General features: G+C 65.3%; 15 protein-coding genes. 9 read left to right on the top strand and 6 right to left on the bottom strand.

Annotated features, from left to right (window positions below):
- Positions 1–443 precede the first annotated feature (443 nt).
- The 3 genes from ACFSJC_RS18020 (at position 444) to ACFSJC_RS18010 (ending at position 4,792) form a co-directional block, all read left to right on the top strand.
- Positions 444–2,477: a sodium-translocating pyrophosphatase gene (locus ACFSJC_RS18020; protein ID WP_386028576.1), complete on the top strand. Its 2,034-nt coding sequence runs from the start codon at positions 444–446 to the stop codon at positions 2,475–2,477.
- Between the two features lie 227 nt (positions 2,478–2,704).
- Positions 2,705–4,120 (top strand): sodium-dependent transporter, encoded by a 1,416-nt coding sequence (locus tag ACFSJC_RS18015; protein WP_386028575.1) that lies wholly within the window; start codon positions 2,705–2,707, stop codon positions 4,118–4,120.
- Between the two features lie 69 nt (positions 4,121–4,189).
- A complete protein-coding gene (locus ACFSJC_RS18010; protein WP_386028574.1) occupies positions 4,190–4,792 on the top strand; it encodes a DedA family protein in 603 nt (200 codons plus the stop codon).
- 315 nt (positions 4,793–5,107) lie between these two features.
- Here ACFSJC_RS18010 and ACFSJC_RS18005 read toward each other — a convergent pair whose 3' ends face one another.
- From ACFSJC_RS18005 to tatA, 6 genes are all read right to left on the bottom strand, one after another.
- A complete protein-coding gene (locus ACFSJC_RS18005) occupies positions 5,108–8,263 on the bottom strand; it encodes an efflux RND transporter permease subunit (RefSeq protein WP_386028573.1) in 3,156 nt (1,051 codons plus the stop codon).
- Between the two features lie 13 nt (positions 8,264–8,276).
- Positions 8,277–9,452: an efflux RND transporter periplasmic adaptor subunit gene (locus ACFSJC_RS18000; RefSeq protein ID WP_386028572.1), complete on the bottom strand. Its 1,176-nt coding sequence runs from the start codon at positions 9,450–9,452 to the stop codon at positions 8,277–8,279.
- Between the two features lie 104 nt (positions 9,453–9,556).
- Positions 9,557–9,982 carry a universal stress protein gene (locus ACFSJC_RS17995; protein WP_386028571.1) on the bottom strand — a complete coding sequence of 142 codons (426 nt, stop codon included), beginning with the start codon at positions 9,980–9,982 and terminating at the stop codon, positions 9,557–9,559.
- A complete protein-coding gene (locus tag ACFSJC_RS17990) occupies positions 9,979–11,439 on the bottom strand; it encodes a citrate transporter (RefSeq protein WP_386028570.1) in 1,461 nt (486 codons plus the stop codon). Before ACFSJC_RS17990 ends, ACFSJC_RS17995 begins: the two co-directional genes overlap by 4 nt.
- 102 nt (positions 11,440–11,541) lie before the next feature.
- The gene (tatB, locus tag ACFSJC_RS17985; RefSeq protein ID WP_386028569.1) at positions 11,542–11,856 is read right to left on the bottom strand and encodes a Sec-independent protein translocase protein TatB; all 315 of its coding nucleotides are present in this window, start codon (positions 11,854–11,856) and stop codon (positions 11,542–11,544) included.
- 49 nt (positions 11,857–11,905) lie between these two features.
- Positions 11,906–12,169 (bottom strand): twin-arginine translocase TatA/TatE family subunit, encoded by a 264-nt coding sequence (gene tatA, locus ACFSJC_RS17980; RefSeq protein ID WP_386028568.1) that lies wholly within the window; start codon positions 12,167–12,169, stop codon positions 11,906–11,908.
- A gap of 196 nt (positions 12,170–12,365) precedes the next feature.
- Here tatA and rlmH point away from each other — a divergent pair, with 196 nt between their 5' ends.
- The 6 genes from rlmH (at position 12,366) to tldD (ending at position 22,048) form a co-directional block, all read left to right on the top strand.
- Positions 12,366–12,839: a 23S rRNA (pseudouridine(1915)-N(3))-methyltransferase RlmH gene (gene rlmH / locus ACFSJC_RS17975; protein WP_386028567.1), complete on the top strand. Its 474-nt coding sequence runs from the start codon at positions 12,366–12,368 to the stop codon at positions 12,837–12,839.
- Between the two features lie 209 nt (positions 12,840–13,048).
- Positions 13,049–13,645 (top strand): Maf family protein, encoded by a 597-nt coding sequence (locus tag ACFSJC_RS17970; protein ID WP_386028566.1) that lies wholly within the window; start codon positions 13,049–13,051, stop codon positions 13,643–13,645.
- Positions 13,646–13,772: 127 nt separating this feature from the next.
- Complete coding sequence (rng, locus tag ACFSJC_RS17965) at positions 13,773–15,227, top strand: ribonuclease G (protein ID WP_386028565.1); 1,455 nt, start codon at positions 13,773–13,775, stop codon at positions 15,225–15,227.
- Positions 15,228–15,436: 209 nt separating this feature from the next.
- Complete coding sequence (locus ACFSJC_RS17960) at positions 15,437–19,417, top strand: YhdP family protein (protein ID WP_386028564.1); 3,981 nt, start codon at positions 15,437–15,439, stop codon at positions 19,415–19,417.
- Positions 19,418–19,620: 203 nt separating this feature from the next.
- A complete protein-coding gene (locus tag ACFSJC_RS17955) occupies positions 19,621–20,451 on the top strand; it encodes a carbon-nitrogen hydrolase family protein (RefSeq protein WP_386028563.1) in 831 nt (276 codons plus the stop codon).
- Positions 20,452–20,605: 154 nt separating this feature from the next.
- Positions 20,606–22,048 (top strand): metalloprotease TldD, encoded by a 1,443-nt coding sequence (tldD, locus tag ACFSJC_RS17950; protein WP_386028562.1) that lies wholly within the window; start codon positions 20,606–20,608, stop codon positions 22,046–22,048.
- Positions 22,049–22,078 lie beyond the last annotated feature (30 nt).

Genomic DNA, 22,078 nt, shown 5'->3' with positions numbered 1-22,078 from the left:
TTGCAAAAGGCTTCAAAGATAAATCTGACCGCCTAAAGGCGGTGGTTTTAACCCTGCTTCGGACAATAAAGAGCATTAAGGAATTTTTGAGCCCGCTCAGGAACTCGGGGAACGTCTGTGGCGAGAGCGGTGCTTCGGCGTCATGTCGATCCGGCGCACGACTCCAAGTCGATGAAAAAAAAGGACTGCACTGCGGAGGTCGAAGCAGGGAGCCGGCCAGTGGGGACCGGCGCTTAACGCGATCGGCGATGCTTGAACCAGGGCATTTTCTCGCGGCGGACGAGTAAGTATGGGCTGAGCGCTTAAAGACCAAGACCTTTATGTTAAAGTTCCGTGCCGTTTTGGCGGCTAATCGGTCCGTCCGCTGCTGTATCCCGACGTTGCGATTGGTCGCCCATTTCGCTCGGCTCATACCAACGAAAACCCGTAACGGGGGGATCTCAATGTCAACAGATTTCGTCCTTTGGTTTGCGATCAGTGCCGGAGCGCTGGCTGTGATCTTCGGCCTCGTCGTCGTGGCCTGGATCAACTCCCAGTCCGCCGGCTCCGAACGCATGCAGGAAATTGCGGCAGCGATTCAGACCGGTGCCAGGGCCTACCTCAACCGCCAGTACAGCACCATCGCCATGGTGGGTGCGGCGCTCTTCATCGTGCTGTGGCTGATGCTCGACCTGGCCACGGCCGGCGGCTTCGCCATCGGTGCCATCCTCTCCGGTCTCGCCGGCTACATCGGCATGAACGTGTCGGTGCGCTCCAACGTGCGCACCGCTCAGGCCGCGACCGTGAGCCTCGAGTCCGCTCTGGCCATCGCCTTCCGCGGCGGTGCCGTCACCGGCATGTTGGTGGTGGGTCTGGGCATCATTGGGGTGGCGGGCTACTTCCTCTTCCTGGGCGCCGACGAGCCGGCCCTGCACGCCCTGATCGGTCTCGCCTTCGGCGGCTCGCTGATCTCCATCTTCGCTCGACTGGGTGGCGGTATCTTCACCAAGGGCGCCGACGTCGGTGCGGACCTGGTGGGCAAGGTCGAGGCCGGCATCCCCGAGGACGATCCGCGCAACCCGGCGGTCATCGCCGACAACGTGGGCGACAACGTCGGTGACTGCGCCGGCATGGCGGCCGATCTCTTCGAGACCTACGCGGTCACCATCATCGCCACCATGGTTCTGGGCGGTCTGCTGTCCAAGGCCGCCGGTGGCTTCGACATCGACTACGTCATCTACCCGCTCGCGCTGGGCGCAGTCTCCATCATCGCCTCCATCGTCGGCGCCTACTTCGTCAAGGCCACCGATGGCGGTCGCATCATGACCGCGCTCTACAAGGGCACGGCGGTCGCGGGCGGTCTCGCCTTCATCATGTTCGCGGTCGTGACCGGCCTGCTCATGGGCGATCACTTCTTCTCGATGCTCTTCTGCGCGCTCATCGGTCTGGGTCTGACCGCAGCGCTCATGTTCATCACCGAGTACTACACCGCGACCGAGTTCCACCCGGTCCAGTACGTCGCCGAGGCATCTCAGACCGGTCACGCGACCAACGTCATCGCGGGTCTGGCCATCTCCATGAAGTCGACCGCGCTGCCCGTTCTCGCGGTCTGCGTCGCCATCTGGGCCGCTTACGGGGTCGCCGATCTCTACGGTATCGCCATCGCCGCCACCGCCATGCTCTCCATGGCCGGCATGATCGTCGCGCTCGACGCCTACGGTCCCATCACCGACAACGCCGGCGGTATCGCCGAGATGTCCGGTCTGCCAGAGGACGTGCGCAAGACCACCGACGCGCTCGACGCCGTGGGCAACACCACCAAGGCCGTGACCAAGGGCTACGCCATCGGCTCCGCCGGTCTGGCTGCGCTGGTGCTCTTCGCCGACTACACCCACAACCTGGAAGCGGCCGGCAAGATGCAGGACTTCATGCTGTCCGACCCGGCCGTCATCATTGGCCTCTTCATCGGCGGTATGGTGCCCTATCTGTTCGGCGCCATGGCGATGGAGGCCGTCGGCCGCGCCGCCAGCGCGGTCGTCATGGAGGTTCGCCGTCAGTTCAAGGAGATCAAGGGCATCATGGACGGCTCCGCCAAGCCGGACTACTCCCGTGCCGTCGACCTCCTGACCAAGGCCGCCATCAAGGAGATGGTCATCCCCTCGCTGCTGCCGATCCTGGTTCCGGTCGCGGTCGCCATGGGCATGAACATCCTCATGGGCGACGGCGCCGGCATCCGCGCACTGGGCGGCATGCTGATCGGCACCATCGTCACCGGTCTCTTCGTGGCCATCTCCATGTGCACCGGCGGCGGTGCCTGGGACAACGCCAAGAAGTACGTCGAGGAAGGCAACTTCGGCGGCAAGGGCTCCGAGACCCACAAGGCGGCCGTCACCGGCGATACCGTCGGCGACCCCTACAAGGACACCGCTGGTCCGGCGATCAACCCGTTGATCAAGATCATCAACATCGTAGCCTTGCTGCTGGTTCCGCTGCTCTGATCCAGTGCGTTTGGCCGGGGCGTGTGTCCCGGCCAACACCAGCATGGAGCGCACCCCTCGGGTTGCGCTCTTCTTTTATGTGCGATGCGAGTGCGTGTCCTGGTGTGTCCTGCACCTGAGTGGTGCCCGTTTTCGTCGCTCGGTTTCAAGGTTATTCAACTTGTTACGTCGATCCGCTTCACAGAGAATGTGGCGGGTCAGCAACAGTCAGTGGTGGACGAGCGTCTATGTCGGAACAGCGAAGCTCCATTCACGGCCAATGGTCGTCCCGGTTCGTTTTCATCCTTGCGGCCGTCGGCTCCGCCGTCGGGCTGGGGAACATCTGGAAATTTCCTTACATCACAGGAGAGAACGGGGGCGGCGCCTTCGTCATCATCTATCTCTGCTGTATCGCAGCGATCGGTGCGCCCATCATGATCGCCGAGATCCTCCTCGGCCGGCGAGGCCGTCAGAGCCCGATCAACACGATGCGCGCGCTGGTCAAGGATGAGGGCGCGCATCCGGCGTGGAGCCTGCTCGGGTGGGGCGGCGTCATCACAGGGTTTCTGATCCTGTCCTACTACAGCGTCATCGCCGGTTGGGCGCTCGCCTACGTCTTTCAGACCGCCGTTGGCTCGTTCACCGGCGCGAACGCCCAGCAGGTGGTGGGTCTGTTCCAGGGTTTTCTCGCCTCGCCCGGGACCCTTCTCGTCTGGCACACCCTCTTCATGGTCATGACCATGGTCGTTGTGGCGCGCGGTGTGAGAGGCGGTTTGGAGAAGGCCGTCACCTTGCTGATGCCGGCGCTCTTTCTGCTGCTGCTGATTTTGGTGGCCTATTCCATGAGCCTGGGTGCCTTCGGCAAGGGGCTCGATTTTCTCTTCAGCCCCGATTTCGGCAAGGTCTTCTTTCATTGCGAGTTGGATGCGGCCGGTGCCGAGGTCTGCCGCTTCAGCGGCGAGCCCATTCTGGTCGCGCTCGGCCACGCCTTCTTCACGCTGAGTCTCGGCATGGGCGCCATCATGGTCTACGGCTCCTACATGCCGGGCAATGCCTCGATCGCGCGCGCGACGCTGGTCATCGTGATCGCGGATACCGCCGTCGCTCTGCTGGCGGGCATGGCCATCTTCCCCATCGTCTTCGCCAACGGATTGCAGCCGGCCGCCGGACCCGGACTCATCTTCCAGACCCTGCCGATCGCCTTCGGCGCCATGCCCTTCGGCCAGCTCTTCGGCACCCTCTTCTTTGTGCTGCTGGTCTTCGCCGCCTGGTCGTCCGCCATCTCGATCATCGAGCCGGCCGTTGCCTGGCTGGTCGAGAATCACGGCATGAAGCGCGTCCCGGCCGCCGCCTTCGTCGGCGCCCTGGCCTGGTTCCTGGGGCTTGGGACGTTGCTGTCGTTCAATCTCCTGTCGGGCGAGGAATTCCAGCTCTTCGGCAAGACGATCTTCGACCTGGTCGACTATCTGACCGCCAATATACTGTTGCCGCTCGGCGGTTTCTTTATCGCGCTCTTCGCCGGCTGGATCATGTCCCGCGCCTCGACACGCGATGAACTCCAGATGGGCGAATCCATCGCCTATCGCGGGTGGCGATTCCTGGTGCGCTATGTGTCGCCGGCACTGGTGGTGGTCGTTTTCCTCCACGCGATCGGGGTGATCTGATAGGGTGCGCGCGTCTGCGGGGGTGCGAACGACGCATCGGAACATCTACTCGACCGAGGTCTCTCTGGAATGCTGCACGAATTCATCGACTGGATCCTGATGACGGTTCATGGCTGGGGGTACGCGGGTATCTTCACCTTGATGGCGATTGAGTCCTCCTTCATTCCCTTTCCCAGCGAGGTGGTGCTGATTCCGGCGGGCTATCTCGCCTATCAGGGCAAGATGGATCTGAGCTTCATCCTGGCCGCCTCGCTGGCCGGCAGCTTGGCGGGTGCCTTCTTCAACTACTTCTTCGCGCTCATGCTCGGACGGCCCGTCCTGGAGCGCTACGGGAAGTATTTCTTCATCCGTCCCACGATGCTGCACAAGTCGGACGCCTTCTTCGCCAGACACGGCGCCATCTCCGTCTTCACCGGCCGTCTGATTCCGGGGATCCGCCAGCTGATCTCCCTGCCCGCCGGGCTCTGCCGCATGCGTCTGTCGACCTTTGCGGCCTACACCGCGCTCGGCGCCGGACTCTGGTCGGCGGTTCTGATCGCGCTCGGCTATTTCATCGGCGGCAACGAGGAACTGCTGCAGCGCGATCTGCCGCTGGTGACCGCCGCCGCGCTCGGGTTCGTCGTTCTGACCCTGATCGGTTACTACCTGTGGCAGCGCCGTCGGGCCGTTTAGGCCGAGACGGCCTCGCCTCCGATCCCCCCGTTTCAGTAAAGAGGGGTTGAACCGCGAAGGCGTAAAGAGCGCAAAGGATTCAATGGTTTGCTTGGTACCTGACGCTCATCCTTGAGATGGGGGGCGGACGCTTTACGAACCCCGATCCCTCTTCGCGTCCTTTGCGCCTTTGCGGTTCGATTCTCCCGTTCGCATAAGGATTCAATGGCTTGCTTGGTATCTGACGCTCATCCTTGAGATGGGGGCGGACGCTTTCCGAACCCCGATCCCTCTTCGCGTCCTTTGCGCCTTTGCGGTTCGATTTTCCCGTTCGGATCAGGAGCCGGTTGCCGGTTTGCGCAAGGTGTCTCCGCTCAGCCAGTCCCAGAGCCGGCTCATGCGCTGGTGCAGACTTTCGTGCAGCGACAGCAGCGCTGGGGTGAAGAGCAGCACCAGCACGGTGGCGAAGGTCACGCCGAAGGCCAGGGAGACGGCCATGGGGATGAGGAATTGGGCCTGGAGACTGGTCTCGAAGATCAGCGGTCCCAGGCCGACGACCGTGGTGGCCGAGGTGAGCACCATGGCCCGCAGCCGCGAGCAGGCGGCCTCGATCAGCGCCTCGTCGACCTCCATGCCGGTCTCGCGCAGCTCGTGGTACATACTGACCAGGATGATGGCGTTGTTGACCACGATGCCGGAAAGTCCGAACAGGCCGAACAGCGAGAGCAATGTCAGATCGATCCCGAGCAGCCAGTGTCCGGCGATCGCTCCGATCAGCCCGAGCGGGATCGCGGTCATGACCACCAGTGGCCAGCCCCAGCTTGAGAAAACGGCCGCCAGGATGATGTAGGTCATCCCCAGCCCCAGGATGAGTCCCAGCCGCATGTCGCCCAGCGTTTCGCGCTGGTCGGCCGCGCGACCCTCGAAGCTGTACTCGATGCCGTAGTCCCTGGCCAGTCTCGGCAGCAATTCGCGCGAGAGCGCCTCGCGCACGTTATCCGGCGTGGCGAGCGCCCGGTCGATGTCGGCCGAGACCTCCACCGCCAGTTGTCCGGAGGCGTGTCGCAGTGCCTCGAAGCCCTGTCGGGTCTCCCAGGAGGCGACCGTGGTCAGCGGTACGAACCGGCCGTCGGGTGTGCGGATCCGCAGCTGTTCCAGCGAATTGAGCCGGGTGCGTTCGCCGCGCGGCAGCAGAACGCGCACCTCCAGCTCATCCTGTCCGGCCTGGACCAGCTGCGCCAGATGGCCGTCGTAGGCGGCGCGCAACTGGCGGCCGAGGCTCTCGGTGGTGAGACCGAGCGCCTGTCCGGCCGGGGTCAGTCGATAGATGAGCTGCTCGCGCCCATAGGGCATGTCGTCGAGCATATCGGAGACGCCCGGCACGCCCTCCATGCTTTGGGCGAGTTCCAGTGCGGCCGATTTGAGTCGCATGGCGTCGTCGCCGGTGAGGCGGACGGTCAGGTCGCGTCCGGGCGGACCGGCGCGCCGCGCCGATAGGACCAGGCTTTCGAGCCCGGCGGGCATCCGGATGTTCTCGCGCCAGGTCTTGAGGAAGCGTTCGTTGCGCACATCGCGACGCTCGGAAGGTACGAGCTGCACCAGGATGGAGGCGAGCTGATCGCCCTTGGCCCCGGCGCCGACATCGACCGAGACGGTCGCGCCGAGACGGGCGACGGCGGATTCGACGAGATCGCCGCCCAGGTCGCGCTCTGTTTTCAGCAGTGCCTGCTGCATCTCCTCCAGGAACTCGCCGGTGCGCTCGCGCGGCGTGCCGGCGACGAAGGTGGCGTTGGCGAAGATGGACTGGGGTTCCGGCGTCGGGAAGAAGACGAACTGGATGCGTCCGCCGGCGATCAGACCGATCGCCAGGAACAGCATGGCCGCGACCAGGCTCACGGTGATGCCTCGGTTGTGCACTGCGGCCGTGACCAGGGGGCGATAGAGCCGGTCGCGGACGTGATCGAATCCGGCGTCGACCTTGCGGCGCCAGGCCGGGGTCTGCTGGCGGACCTGATGGGCGAAGGCGGCGCGCAGATGGGCCGGCATCACCAGGAACACCTCCACCAGCGAGGCGATCAGTACCATGATGGCGACGAAAGGGATGTCGCCCAGGATGTTGCCCATGATGCCGCCGACCAGCATCAGCGGCAGGAAGGCGGCGATGGTGGTCAGGGCCGAGGCCATCACCGGCCAGAACATGCGTCGCGCGCCGGCAATGGCGGCCTCGGCCGGGGCCATGCCCTGACGGAAGCGCGATTCGGCGTACTCGCCGATCACGATGGCGTCGTCGTCGATGATGCCGAGCGTCAGCAGCAGGCCGAAGAGGCTGATCATGTTGATGGTGCCGCCGAAGGCCCAGAGCAGCGTCAGCGCCGCCAGATAGGCGGTCGGGATGCCCATCGCCACCCAGAAGGCGACCCGTCCCGGCAGGAAGATGAAGAGCAGCAGCATCACCAGGGTGAAGCCCTGCAGACCGTTGCGCAGCAGCAGGTCGATGCGGTCCTTGATGGTGCGCCACTGGGCATCGAAGACGGTCAAGCCGATGCTGGGCGGCAGCGTCGGCTTGGTGTCCTGGAGCCAGTCGTCGAAGATGCGCGCGGAGGTGAGCGAGTTTCCATTCTCGGCGCGCTGGACCAGCAGCTCCACCGTCGCCGGTCCGTCCGCCGCCGTGTCGTCCTGGATCTGCGAGAGCGTCAGGCTGCCCGGGCGGGCCTCGCGCACGATGGTGGCCACGTCGCCGAGCCGGGTCAGGGCGCGGTCCTCGCTCAGGATGGCGAGATCCTCGAAGGCGAGCGGGTCGCGACGCTGTTCCAGGCCGCGCAGCTCGCGTGCCCCGTCGGCGTCGCCTGCGACCCCGGATGGGATGTCGCGCGCCAGTCGGTTGACCTGTTCGCCGATGCCGTCGAGCGAAAGATCCAGCGTTTCGAGCGCCGCGCCCGGTACCTCGATCGCGATGCGTTCCTCGGGCAGTCCGGTGATGTCGATGCGGTCGATGCCGCGCGCCAGGAGTTCGCGCTCGAACTGTCGCACCCAGGGCCGAATATCGGCCAGGTTCGGTCCCGAGACCAGCAGCCGCGCGACCGAGTCGTAACGCGAGACCCGCACGATCTGCGGCGTCTCGGCCTCCTGCGGCAGGTTGCGGAACTCATCCACCCGCTGGCGGACCTGGTCCAGTGCGAGCAGCGGGTCCGTTCCTTCCTTCAGCTCCAGGGAGAGACTGGCGATGCCCTGGGCGGCGGTCGAGGTGAGCTTCTTGAGTCCGTCGACCGTTTTGAGCCGTTCCTCCAGCGGGATGACGATGCCGTTCTCCACGTCCTCGGCGGCGGCGCCGCTCCAGACCACGCGCACCGAGACGATGTCGAGGGCGAAGGTGGGGAAGAACTGGACGTTCATGCGGCTCAACGCGATGGCGCCGAGGATGAAGATGAGGCCCATCAGCAGGTTGGCGAGCAACCTGTGACGGGCGAAGATCGCGATCAGACCTCGTCTCACGCTCGTTCTCCCGTCACTGGATCGTTTCGACCTTGAGGCTCTCCACCGCGTTGGGCAGATGGGTGATCATCACCTTGGAGTCGTCGGCTAGGCCGGGCGCGCGCACCGCCTGCTGAGCGCCATCGCCGCCGTCCAGCTCGCCGATGCGTTCGACCTGGATCGCGTGCAGCCGCCCGTCCTCGACGAGGAACAGACGGTCGCCTCCATGCAGCGCGGAGAAGGGGATCGCGATGGTGTCGGGTGCGATCGGCCGTTGAAGCCGCAGCTGGACGAAGGCGCCGAGCGGCAGCTGCGTCTCCGGCGCCAGACGCAGCAGCGCATCCACGCCGCGCGCGTCGGCCTCGCCCGAGATGCGCTCCAGCACGGCCGTCACGGGCCGGCCGGCCTGCGTGCCGTGCGCCTCCAGCCGGATGCCTGCGGCCAGCGCCTGGCGCAGCTCGGGACCATAGGCGCCGGGTACCTTGGCACGGACATAGAGTCCGTCGAGCGGATAGAGCGTCAGGATGGCCTGGTTGGCCTTCAGTTGATCTCCGGCGGCGGCCTCGACCGCACCGATGCGGGCGGGGAAGGGCGCGCGGATCTCGCTGCGCGCGGCATCACGCTCGGCCTCGGCCAGTTCGGCCTCCAGGATGGCGGTGCGCGCGGGCTGTTCGGCGATGGATTGCTCGCGCAGCGTGACCGACAGGCGTGCGCGGGCCAGGGTCTCGCGCGCTGCGTCGACGCTGGAGGCCGAGCCCAATTTCTTGGACTGCACCCGTTCGGCGCGTTCGAGTGCGGCTTCGGCCAATTGCAGCAGCTCGCGTTCCTGTTCGAGCGCCTCGCGGTCGTGCGTCTGACGCAGCCGTTCCTTTTCAAGCTGGGCGCGTGCCCTGAGCCGGCGCGGCTCCAGGTCGCGCGGGTCGAGTCGGGCGAGCAGCGCCCCGGCCGGGACCTGCTCGCCGTCGCGGACCTGGATCTCGATCAGTTGTCCGCTGACAGGCGCGGTGGCGTGGATGCGGTCCGGGGCCTCGACCTGCCCGAACAGCGATAGCAACGGCTGATGGTCGGATGGTGTGACGGTCTGCACCTGGACGCGCCAAACCTTTTCCTTGGGTTCGACCGGCTGTGGGGTGGGGCGGGTTGCTTTGAGGATGAAAAAGGCACCGAATCCGGCGCAGAGGATGAGGACGGGCAATAGGCGACGCAGCATCGGACGACTTCTAGGCAGCTGTTGTTGACCCCTAGGTGGGGGCGGATGCGCGTTCGGCACAGTGCCGAGCGCCGCGTCGGCGCGGCGCTCGGCCGGGAGGGTCGTTATTTGACCAGGGTGATCGGGATCTTCACCAGATGGATCAACTTGGCGGCGACTGAACCGATGACCAGGTTCGCCAGTTCGCCCCGTCCGTGGGTTCCCATGACGATGGTGTCGCAGCCGAGATCTTCGGCGAGCTTGGCAATGGTCTGCGCGATGGGGCCGACCAGTACATGGGCCTTGTAGTCCATCTTCGCCTCATCGAGCAGGGCGCGAGCCGACTGCATGTCGCTCTCGCCCTCGCTCTGCTGGGCCTCGGCGATCTCGTGGTCCTTGAGGAAACGGCGGACCTCCCAGGCATCGATCGATTTGCGCACATTGACCAGATGGATCTCGGCCGGCTGCTGGCATTGGGCCATCTTGATGAGGTGCTTGACGGCACGATCCGCGAATTCCGAGCCATCGACAGGAACCAGAAATTTGATCATTGGATCGACTCCTGAGCATGCTGAGGTTGGAAGGCAAGCGGTGCCCGTGGTTCTTGTGCCGGCCGCACGATGCCCTGTTCCGTGGGCGCGTCGATCTCATGGGTGGTTTGGTGCGGCGTTTCAGGTCTCCAGCCAAGCGTGAGCAGCAGCAGCGTGAAACCGGCGATATAGCCGATCGGGATGTGCCAGCCGTTGCGCAGCCAGGCGCCGACCGATTTCGCCTGCGGGTACATGTTCGAAAGCGCGACCCCTGCGGAACTGCCGAACCAGATCATGGAGCCGCCGAAGCCGACCGCAAAGGCTAAGACGCCCCAATCGAATCCACCCTGCTCGATGGCCAGGGCCGTCAGCGGGATGTTGTCGAACACGGCGGAGACGAAACCCAGCGTCAGGGCCGAGTACCAGGATGCCTCGGGCAGCTTGTCGACTGGCATCATGGAGGCGCAGAAGACGAGGGACAAGAGGAAGAGGCTGCCCTTGAATGCCTCGGGCAGCAGGCCCCATTCGGGCTGACGCACGCGCATGGCGGCCAGGATGGCGGCCCAGACCGCGACGCCCAGGAAGGGGAAGCTCTCGGCGATGTCCTTGAAGGCCCAGTTCACGATGACGTTGGTGGCGACGGCCGCCGCAAGGATGCCGCCGACGATCCAGAGTCGGTCCCAGTCGATCCGCGCATCGTCGGAGGTATCGCGCACGATGGGGGCGGTACGGCTCTGTTGGATCGAGGCCGGTATGCCGAACAAGACGAGGGCTGCGCCTGCGGCGATGAAGGCGTGTAGAACCTCGTGTGGGCCGACCCCCGAGATCCACATCATGGTGGTCGTGGTGTCGCCCACGACGCTGCCCGCTCCGCCCGCATTGGAGGCGGCGACGATGGCGGCGAGATAGCCGATGTGGACCTTGTATTTGTAGACGCTTGCGGCAATGGTTCCGCCGATCAGCGCGGCGGCGATGTTGTCGAGGAAGGCCGACATCACGAAGATGAGGCACAGCAGCGTGAAGGCGCCGAGCGCCCCTTGCGGCAGGAAGCGCGGCAGCACGCGGGGTACGCCGCTGTCTTCGAAGTGACGTGCGAGCAGTGCGAATCCGAGCAGCAGCCCCAGCAGGTTGATTAGTACGACCCACTCATGTTCGAGATGGTGCAGCAGCCCATCGAGTCCCATGCCCTGCTCGAAGCCGGCGATGCCCCATTTGTAGGCGGTGATGGCGGTCAGGCCGGTGAGCGCCACCAGGAGCGTCTGGTTGTGGAAGACGGCCACGCCGACCAGCGTCAGGGCGAAGAGCAGGAATTCGAGCGGGATGCCGAGCAGGGCTACCTGGGTGCCGGCCGGTGCCGCATAGAGCGCGATGGGCGCCGCCAGTGCGGTCAGGGCGAAGAGCGCGACGGCGGATCGGCGCCAGGGCGAAACGGATTTGAGAGCCGGTTTTCCGGATTCTTGGGTGGGCAGCGGATTCAAGGATAGACCTCGTCGTCTGTGTGTATAGCGATGGACGGATGGAATATCTGGCCGTCCGACAGGCGAGGGTGTCGCGGCGGCGCAACGGGAAATCCTGGGTGCTCAGTCGCGCGCGGGAGGTTCCGGCTTGGCTGGGGAGGGCTGGGCATTCGGGGTGGATTGGGAGGAGGTCGTCTTGGGCGTCTCCTCCAGGATGCTTTCGAGCGGGTCGATTTGGGATTGGCGTTCGAGGATGGTCTTGAGCTCCTCGGCCTTTAGCTCGCGATCGATCTCCTGCTTGACCGAGGCCAGGGTGCGGCGGGCCTTGCCCACCCACATGCCGGCTACGCGGGCAACCTTGGGAAGGCGCTCCGGACCCAGTACCACCAGCGCCACGACGCCGATCAGCAGCAGTTCAGTGAAGCCGATGTCGAACATAGTGAATCCTGCTCTCTCTGGTGGTCGCTAGCGATGGTTTTCGATGCCTTCAGGCGCGGTCGCGGTCGTTTTCGCGCGTGCTTTGGGCGCCGGGACTCGGCTGGTCGGTTCGTCGCGCGGCGCCCTGGTCGAGCGGATCGCGGGTGCTGGGCGCATCGCTCTCGTCGTCCTCTTGCGCTATCGAGCGACGGAAGCCCTTGATAGCGTCGCCCAGGTCGGAGCCGACGTTTTTCAAGCGCTTGGTGCCGAACAACAGGAGGATGATGACCAGAACGATTAGGAGCTGCCAGATGCTGATGCCACCGAATCCCATGCGTTTCTCCGCTGTGCCTTAGCCCGTGCGTGAAGACTCTTTCAGTTCGTGCCCGCTGCGCGGACGCACCCAAAATTTAACCGTAGAATCATAACCGAAGCCAATTCGACCTGAAAGCCGGGGATTCGTGGATTTACGTCGGGTGACCGCATGGGCGATCATGGCAAGCCATTTCAGCGAGGGAAAACGGCCAGAGGTGAGAATACATATCATCAGTGTCGGCCGGCGCATGCCTGGCTGGGTCGAGGAGGGCTATGCGGAATACGCCAAACGGCTGCCGCACGAATGCGCCTTGAACCTGATCGAGATCGAGCCGTTTCGTCGTGGACGTTCGACCTCCGCCGAACAGGCACGCGAGGAAGAGGGGCGGCGTATCCTCAAGGCGATTCCTAAGGGCGCCGGGGTCACGGTGCTCGACGTGCTCGGGCAGGTCTGGAGCACGGAGCGGCTCGCGGGCCATCTGACGGACTGGCTCGGCGCTGGGTGCGATCGCGCCCTGCTGGTCGGTGGCCCCGATGGACTGGCCCGGGCGTGTCTCGATCGCGCCGACCAGCGCTGGTCTCTTTCCGCGCTGACCTTTCCCCATCCACTGGTGCGCGTGGTGCTTGCCGAGCAGATTTATCGCGCCTGGACCCTGAATCAGGGGCACCCCTATCATCGGGGCGGTTGAAAGGGGCGGTTTCGACGCTGAGGTGTATGGGACGGTTCGTCGGTTCGAAATGAAACGCTCGCTGTTCAGCGCTCCAGTGCGGCCATCCGTGCGCCTTTTCGCTCGATCAGCGGCTTTCCTATAGCGCCGCCCATGTTCCTCGGCAGGATGACCGGAACGACCGCGTGGAGGCGTTGGGTCGCCGCGCAGCAGACGGAGACACGTGACGCGTGCTAGAGCCTCGACCTCAGATCTATCTGGCCTCGAATTCGCCGCGCCGCGCGGAGTTGCTGACCCAGATCGGGGTGCGATTCGCGCGGCTGTCGCTGGACACGGACGAGCGGCGATTCCCTGACGAATCCCCAGAGAACTACGTCCTGCGGATCGCCGTCGAGAAGGGGCGCGCCGGCTGCGATCGAGCGAGCAGGGGCGATCGTCTGCCGGTCCTGGCGGCGGACACCGCAGTGGTCTTGGGCGAGCGTGTCCTAGGCAAGCCGCGCGATTCGACCGATGCGCTGGCCATGCTCGCCGCGTTGTCGGGCCGGACCCATCGGGTGCTCACGGCCGTTGCGCTCATGACCCCGGACCAGGAGCGGACCGCGCTCAGCGAGAGTCGCGTGCGCTTTCGCGAGATCGACGAGGAGGAGGCGCGCCGCTATTGGGAGACCGGCGAGCCGGCCGATAAGGCTGGCGGTTACGGTATCCAGGGGTACGGGGCGCTTTTCGTGGCCAATCTGGAAGGCAGCTACTCGGGGGTCATGGGGCTTCCGCTGTTCGAGACGGGCCGTCTGCTGTTGGAGGCAGGCGTCGCATCGATGGCTCGTTGAGGGACGTCGTTTGCCCAATCCGGTGTCCGCGTTCGGTCATCGGTGACTTCGCACATCGCCCGGGACCGTTTGCACGCTGTCGCATCCACGGCATACATGACAAGAAATCCACTGAGAATAAAAATCCGTGAGCGAAGAGATCCTCATCAATGTCACACCGCCCGAGACCCGGGTCGCCGTCGTCGAGAACGGCGTGGTGCAAGAGATCATCATCGAGCGTGCCGAGCGTTGCGGTCTGGTTGGCAGCATCTACAAGGGCAAGGTCTGTCGGGTGCTGCCCGGCATGCAGGCCGCCTTCGTCGATATCGGCCTGGAGCGTGCCGCCTTCCTCCATGCCTCCGACATCATCGGCCCCCAGGGCGAGCCGCGTGGTGACCAGATCCACGAACTGGTCCACGAGGGCGACATGATCGTGGTTCAGGTGGTCAAGGATCCGCTCGGCACCAAGGGGGCGCGCCTGACCACCAACATCTCGATCGCCTCGCGCTATCTGGTGTGCATGCCGGCCCTGGCCAGCACCGGGGTGTCGCAGAAGATCGAGGACGAGGAGGAGCGCCGCCGGCTGCGCGAGATCCTGCATGGCTATGTCGAGTCCCACGAGGGCGACGGCGGATTCATCGCCCGCACTGCGGCCGAGGGGGTCAGCGAGGAGGCGTTGCTCAAGGATATGGCCTTTCTGGCCAAGCTGTGGCGCGGCGTGAAGGAACGCTGCGGTTACGTCAGCCAGATCGGACTGGTCCACGACGACCTGCCGCTCGCTCTGCGGGCGCTGCGCGATCTGGTGACCCCGGAGGTGGAGCGCATCCGTATCGATTCGCGCATCATGATCGACAAGGCGTTGCCCTTCGCGACCAAGTACATCCCCGAGATCGAGAACCGGATCGAGCATTATCAGGGCGAGCGGCCGCTATTCGATCTCTACGGCGTCGAGGAGGAGATTCGCAAGGCGCTGCAGCGTAAGGTGAGTCTCAAGTCCGGCGGCCATCTGGTCATCGACCAGACCGAGGCCATGACCACCATCGACGTCAACACCGGCGCCTTCGTCGGTCACCGCAATCTCGAAGAGACCATCTTCAAGACCAACCTGGAGGCGGCCCAGGCGATCTGCCGCCAGCTGCGTCTGCGCAACCTCGGCGGCATCATCATCATCGATTTCATCGATATGACCGAGGAAGAGCACAAACGCCAGGTGTTGCGCGCGCTGGAGAAGTGTCTCGCACGCGATCATGCCAAGACCCATATCACCGAGGTGTCCTCGCTCGGTCTGGTCGAGATGACCCGCAAGCGCACACGCGAGTCCCTGGAGCATGTGCTCTGCGAGCCCTGTCCCTGTTGCGGCGGGCGCGGCTCGATCAAGACCGCCGAGACGACCTGTTACGAGATCTTCCGCGAGATCCTGCGCGAGTCGCGCCAATTCGACGTCGAGACCCTGCTGGTCCTGGCCTCGCAGGAGGTGGTGGATCGTCTGCTCGACGAGGAGTCGGCGCATCTGGCCGAATTGGAGGAGTTCATCGGTCGTCCGATTCGCCTCCAGGCAGAGGCGCTCTACACGCAGGAACAGTACGACGTCGTGCTCATCTGAGCCGGTTGGTCCGGCTCCGGTCGATCGGCCCTGAGGAGGTCTCGGCGTGCCCGTCTCCAGCTCTCAAGTCCGCCTGAAGCGGCGGCTCGGAATCCGGCCGGATGTGCGCCGTTGTTGCGCGCTCGGCCTCGGCCCCGTCCGGTTTGCGCTTCCAAGTCGATGGGCGCATGCTCGGTCCGATTCGCCCCTATTCTGATTCGATGCGATTTTTGAAACGCCTTCCGGCCTTCCTTCTGCGATTTGGCGGTATCTCGGCGGTCGTTCTGGCTCTGATCCTGACCGTCCTCAATCTCTTGGCGCCGTTGGCTGCAGATTACGCGGACACACTGGCTGGACATCTGAGCCAGCGTCTCGGCTACCAAATCCGCATCGGCGGGATGGGTGTGAGCTTCTTCGGCACGAGACCCCGTCTGGTGCTCAAGCAGGTCCGGTTCTCCGATCGCGAAACCGGGGCCGTCGTTCTGGCGTTGCGCGCGATGGAATTGGACCTGGATGCGCTCGGCTCGATCCGGGCCTCGGTTCCGCGCATCGGCACCCTGACCCTGGTCGGCGCTCGACTCCGAGTCGAGCGCATGCCGGACGGTCGGTTCGAATTGGCCGGACTCGGCGCCCTGGGCGGAACGGATCCGAAGGCGCTCGAACGTTTCCTCGACCAGGGCGCCTTGACCCTGGTCGACAGCGAGGTGCTGATCGAAGATGCGGATTCGCATGCCCGTGTCCTGCGTCTGCGTGAGACTCGCCTCGATCTGCGCAACGTGGGGCAGCGCCATTTCGCCGAGCTCTCGGCCAATCTAGCGCCTCCGCGCCCCCTGGCGGGCACGTCAGGGAGGGGCGATCGCGCGGGCGAGCCTCGGCGCGACGAGGGCGATCGTTTGCATCTGATCGCGGAGCTGAATGGACCGCCCTCCAAGTTTCGCGCCTGGAGCGGTCGCCTCTATGTCCGTTTCGACGGTGCCGATCTAGGGCGTCTGTTGCCGCCCTCGCTCACGCACGGCTATCGCCTCGATACCGAACGGATCTCTCTGGAAAGCTGGTCGCGGATCGACTCGGGGCGCCTGGTCCAGTCGCTCGTGCGTGCCGATGTGGCCGGGGTGTTGCTCCACGCGAATGTCGGCGACGCGTCGCAGGAATCGCTCGCGGTGGCGCATGCGCGTCTGCTGGCGCGTCTTCAGCGGATCGATGGGGCGTGGCGGCTGGAGCTTTCGGATCTGAATGCCAGGGTCGCTGGGGCCGAGCTTTCGGGCGTCCGAGCGGATCTGGATCTCTCCGACTCCGGCCGTCTGGACCGGCTCGCCGTGTCGGGGGCGCGTCTGGATCTCTCCGCCCTGACCGGAATCCTTGGGGCTGGCCCCTGGGGGCGGTCCAAGCCGGTCGTTGACCTGCTCGCTGCGCGACCCCAGGGGCAGGTGAACGCGCTGGCGGTACGCGCCGAACGCGATCTCGTCGGGCAGTGGGGCTGGAGCGCGTCGGGTTCGGTCCGCGATCTGGCCGTGGAACAGCATGCGCGCCTGCCCGGCTTCAAGGGACTGAACGCCGACTTCGCCGCCAACGCCTCCGGCGGCGAACTGCGTTTCGGCTCGCTCGGACTCGATCTGGACCTGAATCCGCTCTTCACCCTGCCGCTGCATCTGAATGGCGCCAGCGGGCGCTTGGGTTGGCGGCGCGATCCGGGGGGCGATCTCGCCGTGTCCGTGCGCACGGCGAGTCTGGAGACCGACGATCTGGCCGGTCGACTGCGGCTCGCGCTCGACATCCCGGCGGACGGAACGAGTCCCTTCCTGGATCTGCGCGCCAATTTCAGTGGCGATGCCTCCAACGTCCGGCCCTATCTGCCTGCCGGGATCATTCATGAGCATCTGCTCCAATGGCTGGAACACTCGATCGTCTCGGGGTGGTTGGCGCAGGGCGATGCCAGCTTTCGTGGCAGGCTCGCCGATTTTCCGTTTCGCGAGCATCAGGGGCGTTTCGAGCTGTTGCTGGATTTCGAGGATCTGCTGCTCGACTATCAGGACGGCTGGCCGCCGATTCGCTCCGCCGCCGGATACCTGCGTTTTCTCGATCAAGGGCTGTCGATCCAGGTCGATCGCGGGCGTATCTACGACAGCGCCTTTTCGGCTGGCCGCGCCGAGATCCCCGATCTCTGGGGACCCGACGTCCTGCCGATTCACGGCGAGGCCGAGGGACCCTTCGTCGATGCGCGCCGAGTCTTGATCGAGACCCCGCTGGCGTCCGATCTCGGGAATCTCGGCAAGGCGCTGACCGTCAGCGGGCGGTCGCACCTGGCGCTCGATATCGATCTGCCCTTGGTCGAGAGTGGCACGCTGGGGGTTTCCGGCAGCCTGACCTGGCCTGGACCGGCAACCCTGGACATTGCCGGAGGCCCTATCGCACTGTCCCGGTTGCGCGGTGTCCTGCGCTTTACCGAGAACAGTCTGAGCGCGGACGATTTGCAGGCGCGGCTTTGGGGGCGCCCGGTCAAACTCTCCATCGAGACGCGCGGGGCCGGAGACCCCAATCGATCCGAGACCCTGATCGAGGCGACATCCCGCGCCCAGGTCGCGGATCTGGCGCGGCGCTTTCCTTCGCCGCTGTGGCGCGATCTCAGTGGCGAACTGGACTGGAATCTGGGCGTGACCCTGCAGAATCGACACGTCAAACAGGGCGATTTGCCACTGGATTTCAGGCTCTCGTCGAACCTGCGCGGTCTAGGCATCGATCTTCCCAGTCCGCTGGGCAAGGCCGCCAAGCGGACGCGCGAACTTCTGCTCCAGGGGACCCTGGTACCGGGTCGTTCGCTCGCGTTGGACGGTCGGATCCAGGGGCTGGCCGCGAATCTCGATCTGGACCTGAAGGGCGGATCGCTCCGTCTGGTTTCGGGGCGCCTGCGTTTCGGCGCCGATCGAGCGCCGCCTCCTGAGACGGACGGGCTCTTCCTGGACGGCGCGCTCGGCGATCTGGATCTCCAGGCCTGGACCAGGGCGTTGAGGTTGCGTTTCCCGTCGCGCTCGAAGGGGTCGGACATCGCCTTGAGCGGCGCGCAGCTACAGATCGAGCGGTTGCATCTGGGCGATCTGCAGCTTTCGCACCTGTCGCTGGGCGCAAATCCACGCGACGATGGCTGGCATCTCAAATTGGGCTCGGACGAACTGGATGGACGGGTCGTGGTTCCCAAGACAGGTGCCGAGCAGCCGCTCCTCATTCGGCTGGATCGGCTGGATCTGTCGGCCCTGGTCGCCCAGGGTGGAAGCGCGGCGGGATCTTCCAAGCGTGCGGACGATCCGCACCTCTCCGATCTGCCCTCGCTCGATCTTGGGGTGCGCGATCTGTTGTGGCACGGGGCCTCGCTCGGAACCCTGGGGCTGGATCTGCGACGGAACGCGGAGGGCATCGACTTGCCCAACCTCAGCCTAGACGGCAAGGTCCTGACGCTGAAAGGCAGCGGAGATTGGCGATCCTCGGGCGATGGTGGGCGCAGCCGGATCGGTCTGGTGTTGAATACGCCCGATCTGGGTGCGCTGTTCAAGACACTCGATGCCCGCAGTACCCTGGAGGCGGGGCGCAGCTCGGCGCGTTTGAAGCTCGACTGGCCAGGCGCCCCGGAGACCTTTTCGCTGCCCAAGGCCAAGGGCGAGATCGACCTGCAGGTCGGCAAGGGGCGCTTCCTGGCGGTCGAACCCGGCGTCGGACGTATTCTGGGGTTCCTCAATTTCAGTGCGCTCGGCAGGCGTCTGGCGCTCGATTTCTCCGATCTCTATGGTCAGGGGTTTGCCTTCGAGCAGATGCACGGCCGTATCGTGCTCGGTGCCGGCAAGGCGCGGTTCGACGATTTCGTCATCGATGGGCCGGCGGGCAAGATCATGGTCGCAGGCCAGTCCGATCTGGCGACCCAGACCTTCGATCAGACCGTGACGGTCGAGCCCAAGCTGGGGTCGAGCGTGGCGCTCGCGAGCGCGGTCGCCGGCGGCCCCGTGGTCGGTGCCGCCGTCTATCTGGTCGATCAGGTCGCGGGCAATCCGATCGATCGTCTGGGACGGTATCGCTATCGGGTGAGCGGTCCCTGGGGCGAGCCCGAGCTGAATCGGGTCGGCTGGGACCCGCTCACCGGGATGGGCGGGGAGGCGCCTGCGGATGGGTCCGATGCGAAGCCGGTTCCGGTCAAGGAACGCAATCTCTTTCTGGACGTGGATTGAGGTCGGCGCGGGCCGCGCGTTTTCGAGCGGCCTGCTCTGGTGGTATCGTTGCAACAATTTCGGGGCCGGTCGGCGCGCGACGCACGCCGGTGGTTCCAACAACGCTGAGTCAACCCCATCGAGTCTCGGTTGCGTCCTGGAGGCGATTGGGATCGCCGGTCGGGTTCGCTCTGCAGCCCTGTTTGGTCTGGGTGGTGAATGCCATGAAAACGAAATATAAGATGGGTGCGGTTCAGATGGCGACCGGCCCCAATATCAGCGCCAATCTGTTCGAGGCGGAGCGGTTGATCAAGGAGGCGGCCGATCAAGGGGCGCATTTGGTCGTGTTGCCCGAGAACTTTGCCTTCATGGGCAAGGAGGATCGAGATCAGGTCGCCATGCGCGAGGTCGACGGAGACGGACCGCTGCAGGAGTTCCTGTCGCGGGTCGCCAAGCAGCTTGGGATCTGGCTGGTCGGCGGGACCATCCCGCTGGTCGCGGAGGATCCCGAGAAGGTGCGCTCGGCCTGTCTGGTCTACGACGCTCGCGGCGAGCGGGTCGCGCGTTACGACAAGATCCATCTGTTCGACGTGAACCTGCCGGGGGTCGACGAGCGTTATCACGAGTCGGCGACCATCGAGGCGGGCAGCGATCCGCTGGTGCTCGACACCCCCTTCGGCCGACTCGGGGTCGCGGTCTGCTACGATCTGCGTTTCCCCGAGATGTTCCGCCAGATGCTCGACGCTGGCATGGAGATCCTGGCCATGCCCTCCGCCTTCACTGCGATCACCGGCAAGGCCCACTGGGAGACGCTGGTGCGCGCCCGCGCGATCGAGAATCTCGTCTATGTCATCGCTGCGGCCCAGGGCGGTTTCCACGTCAACGGTCGCGAGACCCATGGTCACAGCATGATCGTCGATCCCTGGGGCGCCGTGTTGGCCCAGTTGCCGCGCGGAGCCGGCTGCATCTGCGCCTCGATCGACGAGGAGTTCCAGGATTCCGTCCGCCGCAGCTTCCCGACCATCGACCACCGTCGTTTGAAATGCGGCGGCTGAGTCCGCAAGTCACCAGCCAACAGGCCGAGAGTCCGACCGGCGTGGATGCCGCGCGAAATACCGCCGTTCCGCTCCTTCCATGCGCGCGAGCGCGACGGATCGACTCGGACTCCGGCCCCTTCCGATCACTGACCGAGAGTCGCCAATTCCCATCATGACTGACCCTATCGTCATCGCCCGCGAGAGCATTCTGGAACCGGCCGGACTGCTCGATCGGGATCTTGATCGCCTACTGGCCACGCTGGCCAGTTCTTCGGTCGACGCCGCCGATATCTATTTCCAATCCAGTCGCTTGCAGTCCTGGGTGCTGGAGGACGGCATCATCAAGGACGGCAATTTCAGCATCGAGCAAGGTGCCGGTCTGCGCGCCATCAGTGGCGAGAAGACCGGGTTCGCCTATTCTGACGAGCTGCAGTTTCCCGCCCTGGCGCAGGCGGCCGAGGCGGCGCGGGCGATCGCCCGCGCCGGTCAGAGCGGCAGCGCCAAGATCGGCCAGGCCCTCGTCGAGCGTCGTCTCTACGAACCGCTCAACCCCATCGCCAGTCTGTCCGATCCGGACAAGGTCGCCCTGCTCCAGCGGGTCGATGCCGAGGCGCGTCGGGTCGATCCGCGGGTGCGCGAGGTCGTCGCCAGCCTGGTCGCGGTTCAGGATACGGTGCTGGTTCTGGCCGACGACGGCACCCTGGCGGCCGACGTGCGGCCCCTGGTGCGCCTCAGCGTCAACGTGATCGCCGAGGAGAACGGGCGGCGCGAGCAGGGTTCGAGCGGCGGAGGTGCCCGCGTCGATCTGGGCTATTTCCTGATCGAGGATCGTGCATTGTCCTTCGCCCGCGAGGCGGTGCGTCTCGCCCTGACCAACCTGGAGGCCGGGGACGCACCGGCCGGTACCATGACCGTGGTGCTCGGGGCCGGCTGGCCCGGCGTGCTGCTGCACGAGGCCATCGGTCACGGTCTGGAGGGCGACTTCAACCGCAAGGGCAGCTCGGCCTTCTCGGGCAAGATCGGCCAGCGCGTCGCCGCTTCGGGCGTCACCGTGGTCGACGACGGCACGCTGCCGGGGCGGCGCGGCTCGCTCAACATGGACGACGAGGGCACGGTGACCCAGAACACCGTCCTGATCGAGGACGGTATCCTGCGCGGCTACATGCAGGACAAGCTCAACGCACGGCTCACCGGCACCCGTTCCACCGGCAACGGTCGGCGCGAATCCTATGCCCATCTGCCCATGCCGCGCATGACCAATACCTACATGCTGGCCGGCGAACGCGATCCCGAGGAGATCATCGCCTCGGTCGACAAGGGGCTCTACGCGGTCAACTTCGGCGGCGGTCAGGTCGACATCACCTCCGGCAAGTTCGTCTTCTCGGCCAGCGAAGCCTATCTGATCGAGAACGGCCGGATCGGCCGCCCGGTCAAGGGCGCGACCCTGATCGGCAACGGCCCGGACGTGCTCACCCGGGTCAGCATGATCGGCAACGATCTCAAGCTCGACGAGGGCGTCGGGACCTGCGGCAAGGAGGGGCAGAGCGTGCCGGTCGGCGTCGGCCAGCCGACGTTGCGCATCGACGGACTGACCGTCGGCGGCACCACTCAATAAGGCGCGTTCGATACTCGGCCATCTTTCGGC

It is taken from the genome of Thiorhodococcus fuscus (assembly GCF_042682685.1).
GTDB classification, from domain to species: domain Bacteria; phylum Pseudomonadota; class Gammaproteobacteria; order Chromatiales; family Chromatiaceae; genus Imhoffiella; species Imhoffiella fuscus.
The sequence above is the reverse complement of the archived record's forward strand: the minus strand, read 5'-3'. Positions and strand labels throughout refer to the sequence as shown.

Coding starts and splice junctions, on each gene's coding strand:
- tatB (WP_386028569.1), bottom strand. CDS start 11,856: ATGTTCGACATCGGCTTCACTGAACTGCTGCTGATCGGCGTCGTGGCG.
- ACFSJC_RS18000 (WP_386028572.1), bottom strand. CDS start 9,452: ATGCTGCGTCGCCTATTGCCCGTCCTCATCCTCTGCGCCGGATTCGGT.
- ACFSJC_RS18010 (WP_386028574.1), top strand. CDS start 4,190: ATGCTGCACGAATTCATCGACTGGATCCTGATGACGGTTCATGGCTGG.
- ACFSJC_RS17995 (WP_386028571.1), bottom strand. CDS start 9,982: ATGATCAAATTTCTGGTTCCTGTCGATGGCTCGGAATTCGCGGATCGT.
- ACFSJC_RS18015 (WP_386028575.1), top strand. CDS start 2,705: ATGTCGGAACAGCGAAGCTCCATTCACGGCCAATGGTCGTCCCGGTTC.
- ACFSJC_RS18020 (WP_386028576.1), top strand. CDS start 444: ATGTCAACAGATTTCGTCCTTTGGTTTGCGATCAGTGCCGGAGCGCTG.
- tldD (WP_386028562.1), top strand. CDS start 20,606: ATGACTGACCCTATCGTCATCGCCCGCGAGAGCATTCTGGAACCGGCC.
- ACFSJC_RS17955 (WP_386028563.1), top strand. CDS start 19,621: ATGAAAACGAAATATAAGATGGGTGCGGTTCAGATGGCGACCGGCCCC.
- tatA (WP_386028568.1), bottom strand. CDS start 12,169: ATGGGATTCGGTGGCATCAGCATCTGGCAGCTCCTAATCGTTCTGGTC.